This is a genomic window from Citrobacter sp. Marseille-Q6884 (assembly GCF_945906775.1).
Classification (GTDB): domain Bacteria; phylum Pseudomonadota; class Gammaproteobacteria; order Enterobacterales; family Enterobacteriaceae; genus Citrobacter.
This window is the reverse complement of the sequence record NZ_CAMDRE010000002.1, coordinates 1,412,960-1,426,456: the sequence shown is the minus strand read 5'-3', so window position 1 is coordinate 1,426,456 and position 13,497 is coordinate 1,412,960. Positions and strand designations below refer to the sequence as shown.

Genomic DNA, 13,497 nt, shown 5'->3' with positions numbered 1-13,497 from the left:
TTTCGGAGCGCGAAAATAAAGGGAGTAAGTGGTGGTTGCTGATAGTCAGCCTGGGCATATCGATCAAATTAAGCAGACCAATGCGGGCGCGGTGTATCGCCTGATTGATCAGCTTGGACCGGTATCGCGTATTGATCTCTCTCGCCTGGCACAATTGGCGCCAGCCAGTATCACAAAAATTGTGCGAGAAATGCTCGAAGCGCATTTGGTGCAAGAGCTGGAAATAAAAGAAGCGGGGAGTCGTGGGCGTCCGGCAGTTGGCCTGGTGGTTGAAACGGAAGCGTGGCACTACTTATCCATTCGTATTAGTCGCGGCGAAATTTTTCTCGCGTTACGCGATCTCAGCAGCAAGCTGGTGGTTGAAGACTGTCTTGAAATGGCGCTGGTCTCAGAGACCCCATTGCTTGAACGTATTATCGCGCAGGTCGATCAGTTTTTTATCCGTCACCAGCAAAAGCTCGAGCGGTTAACCTCTATCGCCATCACCTTGCCCGGCATTATCGATACTGAAAACGGCGTCGTTCATCGCATGCCGTTTTATGATGATGTGAAAGAAATGCCGCTGGGTGAAGCGCTTGAGCAGCATACCGGTGTGCCGGTCTACATTCAGCACGATATCAGCGCATGGACCATGGCCGAAGCGCTTTTTGGCGCGTCGCGCGGGGCCCGCGATGTGATTCAGGTGGTGATTGACCACAACGTAGGGGCTGGCGTGATTACCGATGGTCATTTGCTGCATGCGGGCAGTAGCAGCCTGGTGGAAATCGGCCATACGCAGGTCGATCCTTACGGCAAACGCTGCTATTGCGGCAACCACGGTTGTCTGGAGACAATCGCCAGCGTAGACAGTGTGCTTGAGCTGGCGCAGGTACGGCTAAAGCAGTCGATGAGTTCCTCATTACATGGGCAGCCACTGACGGTGGATTCACTGTGCCAGGCGGCCATGCAGGGCGATTTATTGGCGAAAGATATTATTAGCGGCGTCGGAACTCATGTGGGCCGGATCCTTGCCATCATGGTGAATTTATTCAACCCGCAAAAGATTCTGATCGGTTCTCCGCTCAGTAAGGCAGCCGACATTTTGTTCCCGACCATTGCTGACAGCATTCGTCAGCAAGCGCTTCCCGCCTACAGTCAGCATATTGTTGTCGAAAGTACACAGTTTACCAACCAGGGGACGATGGCTGGAGCTGCTCTTGTTAAGGACGCGATGTATAACGGTTCTTTGTTGATTCGTCTATTACAGGGTTAACATTTTTTAACTGTTGTACAAAAATTTGCGCTATCTCAAGCTGGATCGGGTCCTCATACCTTAGACTTTCCCCACTGTTTTATTTTCCTGGCTTATATTTTCGAAGCATAACGGTGGAGTTAGTGATGCTGAAGCGTTTCTTTATTACAGGTACAGACACTTCTGTTGGGAAGACAGTGGTTTCCCGCGCATTACTACAAGCGTTAGCGTCAGGGGGTAAACGTGTTGCGGGCTACAAACCCGTGGCTAAAGGTAGTAAAGAGACCCCGGAAGGCCTGCGCAACAAAGATGCGCTGGTGCTGCAAAGTGTCTCTTCCATTGAACTGCCTTACGAGGCGATCAACCCTATCGCACTGAGCGAAGACGAAAGTAGCGTGGCGCATAGCGGCCCCGTTAACTACACCTTGCTGTCTAACGGACTCGCGAGCCTGAGCGAAAAGGTTGATCACGTTGTCGTTGAAGGCACCGGAGGCTGGCGCAGCCTGATGAACGATCTGCGTCCGTTATCGGAGTGGGTGGTACAAGAACAGTTGCCCGTACTGATGGTAGTGGGTATTCAGGAAGGGTGTATTAATCATGCCATCCTGACGGCGCAGGCGATTGCCAGCGATGGACTGCCGCTGATTGGTTGGGTCGCAAACCGAATCAACCCGGGCCTGGCGCATTATGCGGAAATCATTGATGTGCTGAGCAAAAAATTACCGGCACCGCTGATCGGTGAACTGCCGTATTTGCCGCGCGCTGAGCAGCGTGAGCTTTCCCAGTATATTCGCCTTTCAATGCTCGGTAGTGTGCTGTCGGTAGATCGAGTCCTGGCGTAACGTCCGCGATACGACAGACGCCACGACACAGGCTATCAATAGTCCGGGGAGCAGACGATACTCCCCGGTCATTTCACAAACCATCAGCGTTGACATGATAGGCGCATGCGTAGTCGCTGCCAGCAGCGTGGCCATCCCCGTTAATCCAAGCAGTATGGCAATCTCATCCGTTCCCGGCAGCCAGAATCCCCACATACGACCAAACAGCATACCAATCGACAGACCAACAAACAGGGTCGGGGTAAACACGCCCCCTGGAGCGCCTGAACCACTGCTGGCGAGCACAGCCAATAACTTGCAAATGAAGATCCCGGAGATGGCGGTCAGCAGCGGGGGTGAGAGCAAAAACGACTGCACCACGCTGTAGCCATTCCCCCAGACGGTTGGTGTCAGTAACGAGAGCAGTCCGACGATGAGTCCGCCCGCCGCTAACTGCCAGGGTGGGGAGAGTTTTAAGCGTAAAAAACCGTTATGGCTGGTGGTCATCAGCCACATAAACAACGGTCCACAGACACCAGCTGCCAGACCGGTGCTGACAATCATCACGTACTCCAGCGCGTGAAGCTCCCGCGTTAAATGCACGGTATAAAGCAGCGCGTTGCTGTCGCTGAGTACGTTTGTGGTTAACAGTGCGACAACCGCGGAGACAACCACAGGGCCCAGTGACGCCAGAATCAAGGTGCCAAACAGCACTTCGGCGATGAACAGGCTGCCCGCCAGAGGAGCATGATACGCGGCAGCCATCCCCGCAGCGGCTCCGCAGGCAATCCAGAGTTTCCATTCTGTGCGCGGTGTAAAGCGTTGTGCAAAACAGGAGGCTGCCAGCGCGGCGAGCAATATCATTGCGCCTTCGCGACCAATCGCGCTTCCGCTGGCGACGACCAGCAACGATGCCAGTGATTTCACCAGACTTGCGCTGACGTCGAACTGCCCGTCAGTTTGCAGGGCTTCCATGTAATCAGTAGGGGCTTGCGGACGTAACTGGTTGAATTTTTGCCAACCCCACAGCAGTAATCCTGCCGCAAGGCCCCCCAATGCTGGCGTCAGCATGCGTCTGAACGGTGACAGGTTCGCGGCTGCATTGACCAGACTGCCAGTGGTGTTACTCAGGAAAAACCACTCCAGGAGTAACATGGCGTGGCGAAACCCTGCGACAGCCAGCGCAGCGAGGATACCAATCAGCGCGGCAAACAGCAGACGGCGAAACATCGCGCGCAGGTCAGGGTAAACATGTAAATGATGCATGGATTGCCAGACAAGAAAATTCAGACGGCCTATTTTGCGGGGATTTACTGTCAGAAGCAAAGGCACCGCGTGCGACACATAAAGGGAGAAAGGCAGGGCACGCCCTGCCTGTCGAAGGCATCAGCGAAATAACGGTTTCCTCGCGACGGGGATCAACAACTGAGCCTGCCAGTGCGCGAGGGTCTGACGGGTCAGTTCTCCCAGTGCCTGGTAGAATGGATGTTCAGCTTTCTCGACGAAGATCTCCAGAAAACGTGCCGACCACGGTAACAAATGCCAGGCCAGCAGCTGCTCACACTCGGTGTCACGTTCGTTTTCCGCAAGCCAGGCTACCAACAACAACAGCGCACCAATGTGATCTTCTGGTTCATTCTGGTGCGTGGCAAACTGGATACCGTTGTCCCGCATCCACTGCCGTAATGCCAGCGTGGAGTCACCAAATAAGACATTTTCACGATCCAACCAGACAGATCCCCAGGGTGGCGCGGGGAGCGCATAAGGACCGATAAACAAACGCTGCCAGGCGTGCGGAAGTGTTTCATCGGCGTCAGCCTGAAATTTTGTCACCAGCGGGGACAGCGCATCCTCTGGCAGCGGCCACTGTGTCTGCCAGCCATCGGCAGTGAGTGCGGAGACTAACGGAGCGGCTTCGGCGCTGTCTGGTGCAGAGTAAAACAGCGCGCCCAGCACCCGAGCCGCGGTGGAAAAATTGTCACGTTGAGAAAAATGGGTCATGCAAACAATCCTGAAACGTGCGGGTTTCCCCGCACTCGAAAGTTAACCTGCAACAGCCATCCCGACTGTCATATGCAGACCATAAAACAAGCCACGGCCGATAAATTCACCGACAAGTACCAATACTAATCCCAGCGCGAGTCCCGCAATATGCGGGTCTTTGCGGCGGATCAGCGGGCAAATCCAGCACCCCAGCCCAGCAGCCAGCAACACGATGCGCCAAACCTGCAAGCTACCATAGTCGGGAACCAGTGCGTTTGCCTGTTGCACCGAGCTATGAATGAGGCCGAGCGACAAACCTTGCAGGGCAATAACAGCCGCACTGATCAACAGCGCCAGTACGCTGAGACTGGCGAATGGTGTTGCGTTAAAGGAAACACCCGCGGCGCGCAGCAGGAGAGCGGCAAATAGCGGCCCTGCCAGCAGCATCGTCATAAAAAAGGCCACCGTTGTATAGCCATTATACCAGGTTGGCACCGTATCTATCTGGTAAACGTTTGTCATTGCCCAGACAAATACCACGCCGAGGATCATGCTCACCAGTAACCAGATTTTGCCTAATGCGGCTGGCATTTTACCGATAAAAGCCACCAGCCACCAGAAACCCCCTACGGCAAAAAACAGTGATCCGCAGGCGATTTCGTTACTCAGTGCCGATTCACCCACTCTGTTAAGTGAATTAAGCGCACGAAGGGGAGAACCCAGGTGCATGACCGAGGCGAGAAAACCGATCCCCATCACTACCCACAGAAAGAACATCCCGCGAACGATACGTTGCTTTGTCGCAGTCTCTTTGGCCGTCAACCAGCCCGCTCCGCTAACGATCAATGCGCCAGCGACGCATTGACCCAGCACGGTAAACAGAACCAGGGGCCATTCATGCCATCCATTTCCCATTTTACACCTCCCTCGGGTTTGCCAGATAACCGGTGGAGTCCCCGGTTGGACGGCTATTGGCGTTAGGTTTGATCACAATATTCGGTTTGGTGAAGTACGCGCCGGGTAGCGGCGCAACGGCAGCCAGCGTACCGTGCTTTTTGCGTAGTTCATCAATGGGGCCAAAATCCAGGGCACGTAACGGGCAGGACTCGACGCAGATCGGTTTTTTCCCGTCAGCGACGCGGTCGTGGCAGCCGTCGCATTTGGTCATATGCCCTTTGGCAGCATTATATTGCGGCGCGCCGTACGGGCAGGCCATATGGCAGTAACGGCAGCCGATGCAGACGTCTTCATCCACCACGACAAATCCGTCTTCACGTTTATGCATGGCGCCGCTCGGGCAAACTTTCGTACAGGCAGGGTCGTCGCAATGGTTGCAGGCAATAGAGAGATAATACGCGAAGACATTTTGATGCCAGACGCCGTTATCTTCCTGCCAGTTGCCGCCAGCGTATTCGTAAATACGGCGAAAGCTCACATCCGGGGTTAAGTCTTTATAGTCTTTACACGCCAGTTCGCAGGTTTTACAGCCTGTGCAACGGGCGGAGTCGATAAAAAATCCGTATTGCGCATTCATGAGCTAATCCTTAAACCTTCTCAATCTCGACAAGGTTTGTGTGCTGTGGGTTGCCTTTAGCCAGAGGGGAAGGACGCTGGGTTGTCAGCGTATTCACACAGGCGCCATGATCAATTTTGTCGCCGGACATATCGGCGTCGTGCCAGGCTCCCTGGCCCATTGCGCTGACACCGGGGAGGATGCGTGGCGTCACTTTTGCCGGAATACGCACTTCACCGCGATCGTTAAAGACCCGCACCATATCGCCATTTGCAATGCCGCGTTTCTGAGCATCAACCGGGTTTATCCAGACTTCCTGACGACAGGAGGCCTGGAGAACGTCAATGTTGCCGTAGCTTGAATGCGTACGGGATTTGTAATGGAAACCAAACAACTGCAACGGGAAGGTGCTGCGTTTGGGGTCATCCCAGCCTTCAAACGTTGAGGCGTAAACAGGCAGTGGGCTAATCACTTCATCTTTTTGCAACTCCCAGGTGCTGGCAATTTTGGCCAGTCGGCTGGAATAGATTTCTATCTTGCCGGAGGGGGTTTTCAGCGGATTGGCTTGAGGGTCTTCGCGGAATTTTTTGTAGGCGACAACGTGTCCGTTAGGATCTTTTCGTTTATAGATCCCCATTTTTTTCAGTTCATCATAAGACGGAAGCGCAGGGTCTTTGGCGAGCATTTTGGCATACAGGAATTGTAACCATTGCGCTTGGGTGCGTCCTTCAGTAAACCGTTGATAGACGTCGTCGCCCAGCCGTTTCGCGACTTCGCTCATGATCCAGTAGATCGGCTTGCGCTCGAATTTGGCGGAGGTCGCAGGTTGAATAAATATGAGGTATCCCATATTCCCGGCATAATCGTTAGGAATAATATCTTCCTGTTCGACGGTCATTAAATCAGGCAGCAGAATATCGGCGTATTTAGCCGAAGATGTCATGAAGTTTTCGATGACCACAATCATTTCGCACTTTGACTCATCCTGTAAGATCGCATGCGTTTTATTGATATCTGAATGCTGATTGGTGATGGTGTTACCCGCATAGTTCCAGATAAATTTAATCGGCACATCCAGCTTATCTTTTCCGCGTACGCCGTCCCGGGTAGCCGTCATCTCTGTACCCCGGGCGATGGCATCCGTCCAGCTAAAACAGGAGATCTGCGTTTTGACAGGATTTTCTGGCACCGGCATGCGCTCAATCGTGATGGTGTAGGTTGACTCTCGTGCGCCGCTGTTGCCGCCGTTGATACCGACATTACCCGTCAGGATAGGCAGCATAGCGATTGCGCGAGAAGTCAGTTCGCCGTTAGCCTGGCGTTGCGGACCCCAACCCTGACAAATGCAGGTGGGTTTGGTGCTGCCAATTTCGCGTGCCAGCTTAATAATACGATCGGTCGGAATACCGGTAATGTGCGATGCCCACTGGGGCGTTTTTGCCACGCCGTCATCACCTTCGCCCAAAATATACGCTTTATAATGGCCGTTGGCTGGCGCGTCGGCAGGCAGCGTTTTCTCGTCATAACCGATGCAGTATTTGTCGAGGAAGGGCTGATCGACAAGATCTTCGTGAATCAGCACCCAGGCAAGGCCTGCCACTAAGGCGGCATCGGTACCGGGACGGATTGGGATCCATTCATCTTCACGTCCCGCAGCGGTATCGGTATAGCGTGGATCAATAACAATCATGCGGGCGTTAGATCGCTCCCGGGCTTGTTCCAGGAAGTACGTTATTCCACCGCCGCTCATTCGTGTTTCGGCGGGGTTATTACCGAACATCACCACCAGTTTGGTGTTTTCGATATCAGATGTGCTGTTGCCGTCGTTTGAGCCGTAGGTGTAGGGCATTGCCGCCGCAATTTGTGCGGTACTGTAGGTGCCGTAATGGCTCAGGAAACCGCCATAACAGTTCATCAGACGTGCGACCAGCGAGGCGTAAGGGGAAGAGCGTGTAATGTTGCCGCCCACAATGCCCGAGGTGTAGTTGATATACACCGCTTCGTTGCCGTATTTCTGCACGGTATCTTTCAAACGGGTACTGATGGTATCCAGGGCTTCCTGCCAGCTAATACGCTCAAATTTTCCCTCACCACGCTGACCTACGCGCTTCATGGGATAATTAAGTCGGTCTGGATGGTTGATGCGGCGGCGAATAGAGCGGCCACGCAGGCAGGCGCGAACCTGGTGCTGACCATATTCATCGTTCCCGGTATTGTCGGATTCAACCCAGACGACTTCATCATCTTTGACGTGAAGTTGCAGGGCGCAGCGGCTGCCGCAGTTGACAGAACATGCTCCCCAAACCACTTTTTCTTCAGCGGGTTGTATCGCCTGTGTACTGCCGCCGCCGCCGTACGCATACCAAACGGTAGAGAAATACCTCCAGCGGCAAGCGCCAGAGATCCGATAGCTGAGGATTTAACTAACGTCCTGCGGCTAATACCTCCACATTGCTCAAGATCAGACATAACTCGCTCCATTATTATTATCGCTATACATTTGTTTTTACAACGAAATTAATAGCAGTCTAATGATGTCTCGAGTTTACCGGGTTGTGGGGAGGGATTATTAATTTATATCAAGTTGAGGATAACCCTCCATAAAGGAGGGTTATAAATGTTATTGCGGTTCGGCAGTGTGACCATCCTGGGCAGGGCTACTATTCGCCGGGGCGTTGCCACTATTGGTGCGAATATAAAGGATCTTATGCGTATCGTTTGCACAGTGACCCACGACCAGGGCGTCAGGTTGATCGGCCTGATCGTTGGGGACGATACTTAGCGTAAAGCTTGACTCGGCAACACCGTTATTCATGATGCGCTGCTCGATATCGCTTTTCACTCTTTCACAAGAGGCTGGCGCAGCCAGAACCTGCGGGGAGGCGATTATCAGCAAACATGCGGCAATTCCTGTGGTAAGTTTCATCATCAACTCCTTTCATGACAGACATAGACTAAGAGTAGCATTTCTGGTGTAAACAACTGTATTTGCTAATATGATTGAGAATTATCTCCTTATCCCGGTGAATATGTGAAGAAACAGACCCTGTTAGGTATCCTGTGTGTGGCATTGGTTGGCTGCGATAACGCCAAAGGACTGGTTTCCTTTACGCCGGAAATGGCCAGTTTTTCCAATGAGTTCGATTTTGATCCGCTACGTGGTCCGGTGAAGGATTTCAGTCAGACGCTGCTGAATGACAAAGGCGAAGTCGCCAAACGCGTCAGCGGTACGCTCTCGCAGGAAGGGTGTTTTGACACGCTTGAACTGCACGATGTGGAAAACAATACCGGCATGGCGCTGGTGCTGGATGCCAATTATTACCTTGACGCCGAAACGCTGGAAAAAAAGATCCTGTTACAGGGGAAATGCCAGTTGGCTGAATTGCCTTCTGCAGGCGTGGTGTGGGACACCGACGATAATGGTTTTGTTGTTTCCGCCACGGGGAAAGAGATGAAGGTGCAGTACCGATATGATGCCGAAGGTTACCCGCTGGGAAAAACAACAACCAACAAAGAAGACCGGTTACAGGTAAATGCTAAACCGTCAGCCGATCCGCAGAAAAAGCTGGATTATACGGCGGTGAGTTTGCTGAACGATCACCCTTTGAGCAACGTCACGCAAACGTGCGATTACGATGACTATGCAAATCCGGTCAACTGCCAGCTTGTTATCATTGACGAGAGTGTGAAGCCGGCAGTTGAACATCATTACGAAATTAAAAATACCATCGATTACTACTAACAGCCGTTACTGCGCGGTAGGTTGCAGCAGGTTAGGGCCGGAGGCTTTGTGTTCTGCCAGATACTGCTGTTGGAAGATACACATGCGGATGGTGTTGCGGTACTGGCCATTAATAAAGAACTCATGAATTAATTCACCTTCCACCATAAAACCAAGTTTGCGGTAGATGTGAATCGCCTTTTCGTTTTCTTTATCGACGATCAGATACAGCTTATATAAGTTAAGAACGGTAAAACCATAATCCATCGCCAGTTTTGCGGCACGGGTGGCCAGGCCTTTACCCTGGAAATCCGGCGAGATAATGATCTGAAATTCTGCCCGGCGATGCACATGGTTAATTTCAACCAGCTCCACCAGACCGGCTTTTTCACCGTCGCACTCCACCACAAAGCGGCGTTCGCTTTGGTCGTGTATGTGCTTGTCGTAAAGATCTGACAACTCTACGAAGGCTTCATATGGCTCTTCGAACCAGTAACGCATGACACTGGCATTATTATCAAGCTGATGAACAAACCGTAAATCTTCACGCTCCAGCGGGCGCAACTTAACACTGTGGGCGCTCGTCATATCGTATCCTTTCAATATCGTTTGTGAGTACCAGGATTATGGAGCTACAGTGCGACCCGTGCGGCGATCAAGGCAACGAAGGGTGTTCGGTTCCCAGTAAGCGTTGATATTGGCGCTCTGTTCGCATTTATCACGGCTATCAAACGCGGCGTCGGCTTTGTCCCACTCTTTCTCTGTACGGGTGTTGACCTTATGGCGCAACTGACGCGTATCGTTCCATTGTTCTTTTTCCATGGCGGCCTGTTGACGACTTTGCGCACTGTCCCCGGACTCAATGACCAGTTTACTGGTTTCAGCAAATACGGAAGTGGTGTACACAGCCGCCGCCAGCGTAAGCATTCCCGTCAGGCACAGGCGTTTGGTCAGTGTATTGTTCATGGTGAATTCCTTTAATGAGAAAGGGAAAAAAACGCGAAAACAGGGCTAAATTCTACACTATTTCCTGCTCTGGAGCATACCCACTCAGCGGATATGGATACGCTAACCACATTCTGTCGTATTATGGTTAAACCGAATATCACGACATCACTTAAATGCTTAAGACAACACTCCTTTTTTTCATCACCGCGCTCTGCGAGATTGTAGGCTGCTTTTTACCCTGGCTTTGGCTTAAGCGTGGCGCGACGGCCTGGTTGTTGATACCGGCCGGAGTGTCGCTGGCTTTATTTGTCTGGTTATTGACGTTACATCCGGCCGCAAGCGGGCGAGTGTATGCTGCCTATGGTGGCGTGTATGTCATTACCGCGCTGTTATGGCTACGTATTGTCGAGGGTGTGAAGCTCAGTCTTTACGACTGGTCCGGGGCGTTGATTGCCCTTTGCGGCATGTTGATCATTGTCGCCGGGTGGGGGCGCGCATAGCGCCTTTTTTGTGATCGGTAAGCGTTTTTTTGATCATCATACTTGTATGGTAGTAGTCCGGTTGGGTAAATTTCTTGCATCACAAGAAGAGATGTAAGGAACAAAGCATGAAAATTGTAGGGGCCGACGTTTTTGTCACCTGTCCGGGACGTAATTTTGTCACGCTGAAGATCACGACAGAGGACGGGATTACCGGGTTAGGGGATGCCACACTGAATGGTCGCGAGCTGTCTGTCGCGTCCTACCTGAAAGATCACGTGTGTCCGCAGCTTATCGGCCGTGATGCACACCGGATTGAAGATATCTGGCAGTTTTTCTACAAAGGCGCGTACTGGCGTCGCGGTCCGGTGACCATGTCAGCGATCTCTGCTGTGGATATGGCGCTGTGGGATATCAAAGCGAAGGCCGCGAATATGCCGCTCTACCAGTTACTGGGTGGCGCATCGCGTGAAGGTGTTATGGTCTACTGTCACACCACGGGTCATACCGTCGATGACGTACTGGAAGACTATGCGCGTCACAAAGAGATGGGGTTTAAAGCGATTCGTGTTCAGTGCGGTGTACCGGGCATGAAAACCACTTACGGTATGTCTAAAGGCAAGGGTCTGGCCTACGAGCCGGCGACCAAAGGGCAGTGGCCGGAAGAGCAACTGTGGTCAACGGAAAAATACCTCGATTTCACCCCCACGCTGTTTGAAGCCGTACGTGACAAGTTTGGCTTTAATGAACACCTTCTCCATGACATGCACCACCGTTTGACGCCGATTGAAGCGGCGCGTTTTGGCAAAAGCATTGAGGATTACCGCCTGTTCTGGATGGAAGATCCAACACCTGCTGAAAATCAGGAATGTTTCCGTCTGATTCGCCAGCATACGGTTACGCCGATTGCGGTTGGGGAAGTCTTTAACAGTATCTGGGACTGCAAACAGCTTATTGAAGAGCAGTTGATCGACTACATCCGCACCACCATTACCCATGCGGGCGGTATCACAGGCATGCGCCGCATTGCCGACTTTGCTTCTCTCTATCAGGTTCGCACAGGCTCTCACGGACCGTCCGACCTGTCACCGGTCTGCATGGCTGCGGCACTGCACTTTGATCTGTGGGTACCGAACTTCGGTGTACAGGAATATATGGGTTACTCCGAGCAGATGCTGGAAGTCTTCCCGCATAACTGGACCTTCGATAACGGCTATATGCACCCGGGTAATAAGCCTGGCCTGGGTATCGAGTTTGACGAAAAACTGGCAGCGAAATATCCGTACGACCCGGCCTATCTGCCTGTCGCCCGCCTGGAAGATGGCACGTTGTGGAACTGGTAAATACGGTCAATATCGTTTAACAGAGAGTGCTGGAGAAAAACATGGACTTCATTAACGATCGTTTCATGATCGACAATGAAGTCGGTGTTCGGTTATATCAGGAAGTTGCTAAAGACCTGCCGATCATCGATTATCATTGCCATCTTGATGCAAAAGAGATTTACGAAAATAACGCGTTTACGGATATTACTCAGCTTTGGCTGGCAGGCGACCATTATAAATGGCGCGCTATGCGGGCTAATGGTATTAATGAGTACGCTATTACCGGTGAGGCCAGTGCAGAAGAAAAATTTCAGGCGTGGGCTGAAACAGTCGAAACCGCTTTTGGCAATCCGCTTTATCACTGGACGCATTTAGAACTCAGTAAGTATTTTGATTGCAATATTAACCTTGATAGCCATAACTGGCGTGAAGTCATGGCGCATTGTAATCGTCTGATTAAACAAAGCGATTTTAAACCCCGCCGGTTAATGGAACGTTCGGGAGTTGAAGTTATTTGTACAACCGATGCGCCACTGGACTCACTGAAATATCATCGTTTACTGCAGCAGGATGAAACATTTGCGATTAAAGTATTGCCGACGTTTCGCCCGGATGATGTATTTAATGAAAATTCGACCGAGTTTTCTCAGTTTGTCGCCCGTCTTGGGCAAATGACAGATATTGCTATCGAATCCTTCGCGCATTTTTCGGCGGCTCTGGAAAGTCGGATAGACTGGTTTCATGAAACAGGGTGCCGTATTTCTGATCATGGCCCGGTTAAGATTGAATACCAGGCAGCAGACCCCGCACGAATCAATCAACTCTTTGTACGTAAAGCGGCAGGTGAATCCCTGACGAGCACAGAAGAGACTGAAATAAACAGCGCCATTTTTGTCATGCTGGCGGGGCACTACAAGGCCAGAAACTGGGCGATGCAGATCCATTTTGGTGCGATTCGCAACAATAACAGCCTGATGCGGCAGCGTCTTGGCATCAATACCGGTTTCGATTCCATCAACGATCAATCAATGCTGGCATCGTCGCTTAATCAACTGTTGGATGCGATGGCTCAGGCTAACGCCTTGCCGAAAACAATTCTTTATAACCTGAACGCTATTTATAACGATGTTGTTGCCACCACAATTGCGAATTTCCAGAACGCAGAGTTGGGTGTCAAATCACCTATCCAATTCGGCTCCGGCTGGTGGTTTAACGATACGCGGCGCGGGATGGAAAGTCAGTTAAATAGCCTGGCCGACCAGGGACTGTTGATGCATTTTGTCGGAATGCTAACCGATTCACGTAGTTTTGTCTCTTATCCTCGCCATGATTATTTTCGCAGGATCCTCTGCAATCTCATTGGTGGTTGGGTAACAAAAGGAGAGATCCCAGATAATAAAGAAATTCTGACACGAATGATCAGGAATATTTGTCACGATAACGCTAATAATTATTTTAAATTCTAATACTCTTTCC

13 protein-coding genes and 1 pseudogene are annotated in these 13,497 nt (G+C 51.6%); 6 read left to right on the top strand and 8 right to left on the bottom strand.

The genetic code is table 11. From position 1 onward, the window contains the following. The first annotated feature begins 31 nt into the window (after window positions 1-31). Window positions 32-1,252: a sugar metabolism global transcriptional regulator Mlc gene (gene mlc, locus N7268_RS21960; RefSeq protein WP_260864472.1), complete on the top strand. Its 1,221-nt coding sequence runs from the start codon at window positions 32-34 to the stop codon at window positions 1,250-1,252. Window positions 1,253-1,377: 125 nt separating this feature from the next. Beyond that, window positions 1,378-2,073, top strand: coding sequence for a dethiobiotin synthase (bioD, locus tag N7268_RS21955; RefSeq protein WP_198904255.1), 696 nt, complete (start codon window positions 1,378-1,380; stop codon window positions 2,071-2,073). Here the strand turns inward: bioD and clcB are convergent. The 6 genes and pseudogenes from clcB to N7268_RS21925 form a co-directional block, all read right to left on the bottom strand. Continuing rightward, window positions 2,029-3,318 carry a voltage-gated ClC-type chloride channel ClcB gene (clcB, locus tag N7268_RS21950; protein WP_260864471.1) on the bottom strand — a complete coding sequence of 430 codons (1,290 nt, stop codon included), beginning with the start codon at window positions 3,316-3,318 and terminating at the stop codon, window positions 2,029-2,031. The two genes, bioD and clcB, sit on opposite strands and share 45 nt — an antisense overlap. A 120-nt stretch (window positions 3,319-3,438) precedes the next feature. Then, a complete protein-coding gene (gene dmsD, locus N7268_RS21945; protein WP_260864470.1) occupies window positions 3,439-4,053 on the bottom strand; it encodes a Tat proofreading chaperone DmsD in 615 nt (204 codons plus the stop codon). A 42-nt stretch (window positions 4,054-4,095) separates the two neighbouring features. After that, window positions 4,096-4,950, bottom strand: coding sequence for a dimethyl sulfoxide reductase anchor subunit family protein (locus N7268_RS21940; protein WP_260864469.1), 855 nt, complete (start codon window positions 4,948-4,950; stop codon window positions 4,096-4,098). A gap of 1 nt (window position 4,951) precedes the next feature. After that, on the bottom strand, window positions 4,952-5,569 hold the full coding sequence (locus N7268_RS21935; protein WP_260864468.1) for a DMSO/selenate family reductase complex B subunit: 618 nt from the start codon (window positions 5,567-5,569) through the stop codon (window positions 4,952-4,954). Between the two features lie 10 nt (window positions 5,570-5,579). Next, a pseudogene (ynfE, locus tag N7268_RS21930) lies at window positions 5,580-8,017 on the bottom strand (selenate/tellurate reductase subunit YnfE). Window positions 8,018-8,168: 151 nt separating this feature from the next. Then, on the bottom strand, window positions 8,169-8,477 hold the full coding sequence (locus N7268_RS21925) for a DUF1161 domain-containing protein (RefSeq protein WP_260864467.1): 309 nt from the start codon (window positions 8,475-8,477) through the stop codon (window positions 8,169-8,171). Between the two features lie 102 nt (window positions 8,478-8,579). Between N7268_RS21925 and N7268_RS21920 the strand changes: the two genes are divergently transcribed. Then, window positions 8,580-9,290 (top strand): YnfC family lipoprotein, encoded by a 711-nt coding sequence (locus N7268_RS21920; protein ID WP_260864466.1) that lies wholly within the window; start codon window positions 8,580-8,582, stop codon window positions 9,288-9,290. A gap of 6 nt (window positions 9,291-9,296) precedes the next feature. Here N7268_RS21920 and speG read toward each other — a convergent pair whose 3' ends face one another. Both speG and N7268_RS21910 read right to left on the bottom strand, forming a co-directional pair. Further along, window positions 9,297-9,857, bottom strand: coding sequence for a spermidine N1-acetyltransferase (gene speG / locus N7268_RS21915; RefSeq protein ID WP_198904248.1), 561 nt, complete (start codon window positions 9,855-9,857; stop codon window positions 9,297-9,299). A 36-nt stretch (window positions 9,858-9,893) separates the two neighbouring features. Beyond that, a complete protein-coding gene (locus N7268_RS21910) occupies window positions 9,894-10,235 on the bottom strand; it encodes a DUF1283 family protein (protein ID WP_198904247.1) in 342 nt (113 codons plus the stop codon). Between the two features lie 155 nt (window positions 10,236-10,390). On the opposite strand from N7268_RS21910, the gene N7268_RS21905 reads away from it, so the two are divergent. The 3 genes from N7268_RS21905 (at window position 10,391) to uxaC (ending at window position 13,487) form a co-directional block, all read left to right on the top strand. Beyond that, the gene (locus tag N7268_RS21905; RefSeq protein ID WP_260864465.1) at window positions 10,391-10,717 is read left to right on the top strand and encodes a YnfA family protein; all 327 of its coding nucleotides are present in this window, start codon (window positions 10,391-10,393) and stop codon (window positions 10,715-10,717) included. A 107-nt stretch (window positions 10,718-10,824) separates the two neighbouring features. Continuing rightward, on the top strand, window positions 10,825-12,039 hold the full coding sequence (rspA, locus tag N7268_RS21900; protein ID WP_260864464.1) for a starvation-sensing protein RspA: 1,215 nt from the start codon (window positions 10,825-10,827) through the stop codon (window positions 12,037-12,039). A 41-nt stretch (window positions 12,040-12,080) separates the two neighbouring features. After that, entirely contained in the window at window positions 12,081-13,487 is a 1,407-nt protein-coding gene (gene uxaC, locus N7268_RS21895; RefSeq protein WP_260864463.1) for a glucuronate isomerase, read from the top strand. Window positions 13,488-13,497 lie beyond the last annotated feature (10 nt).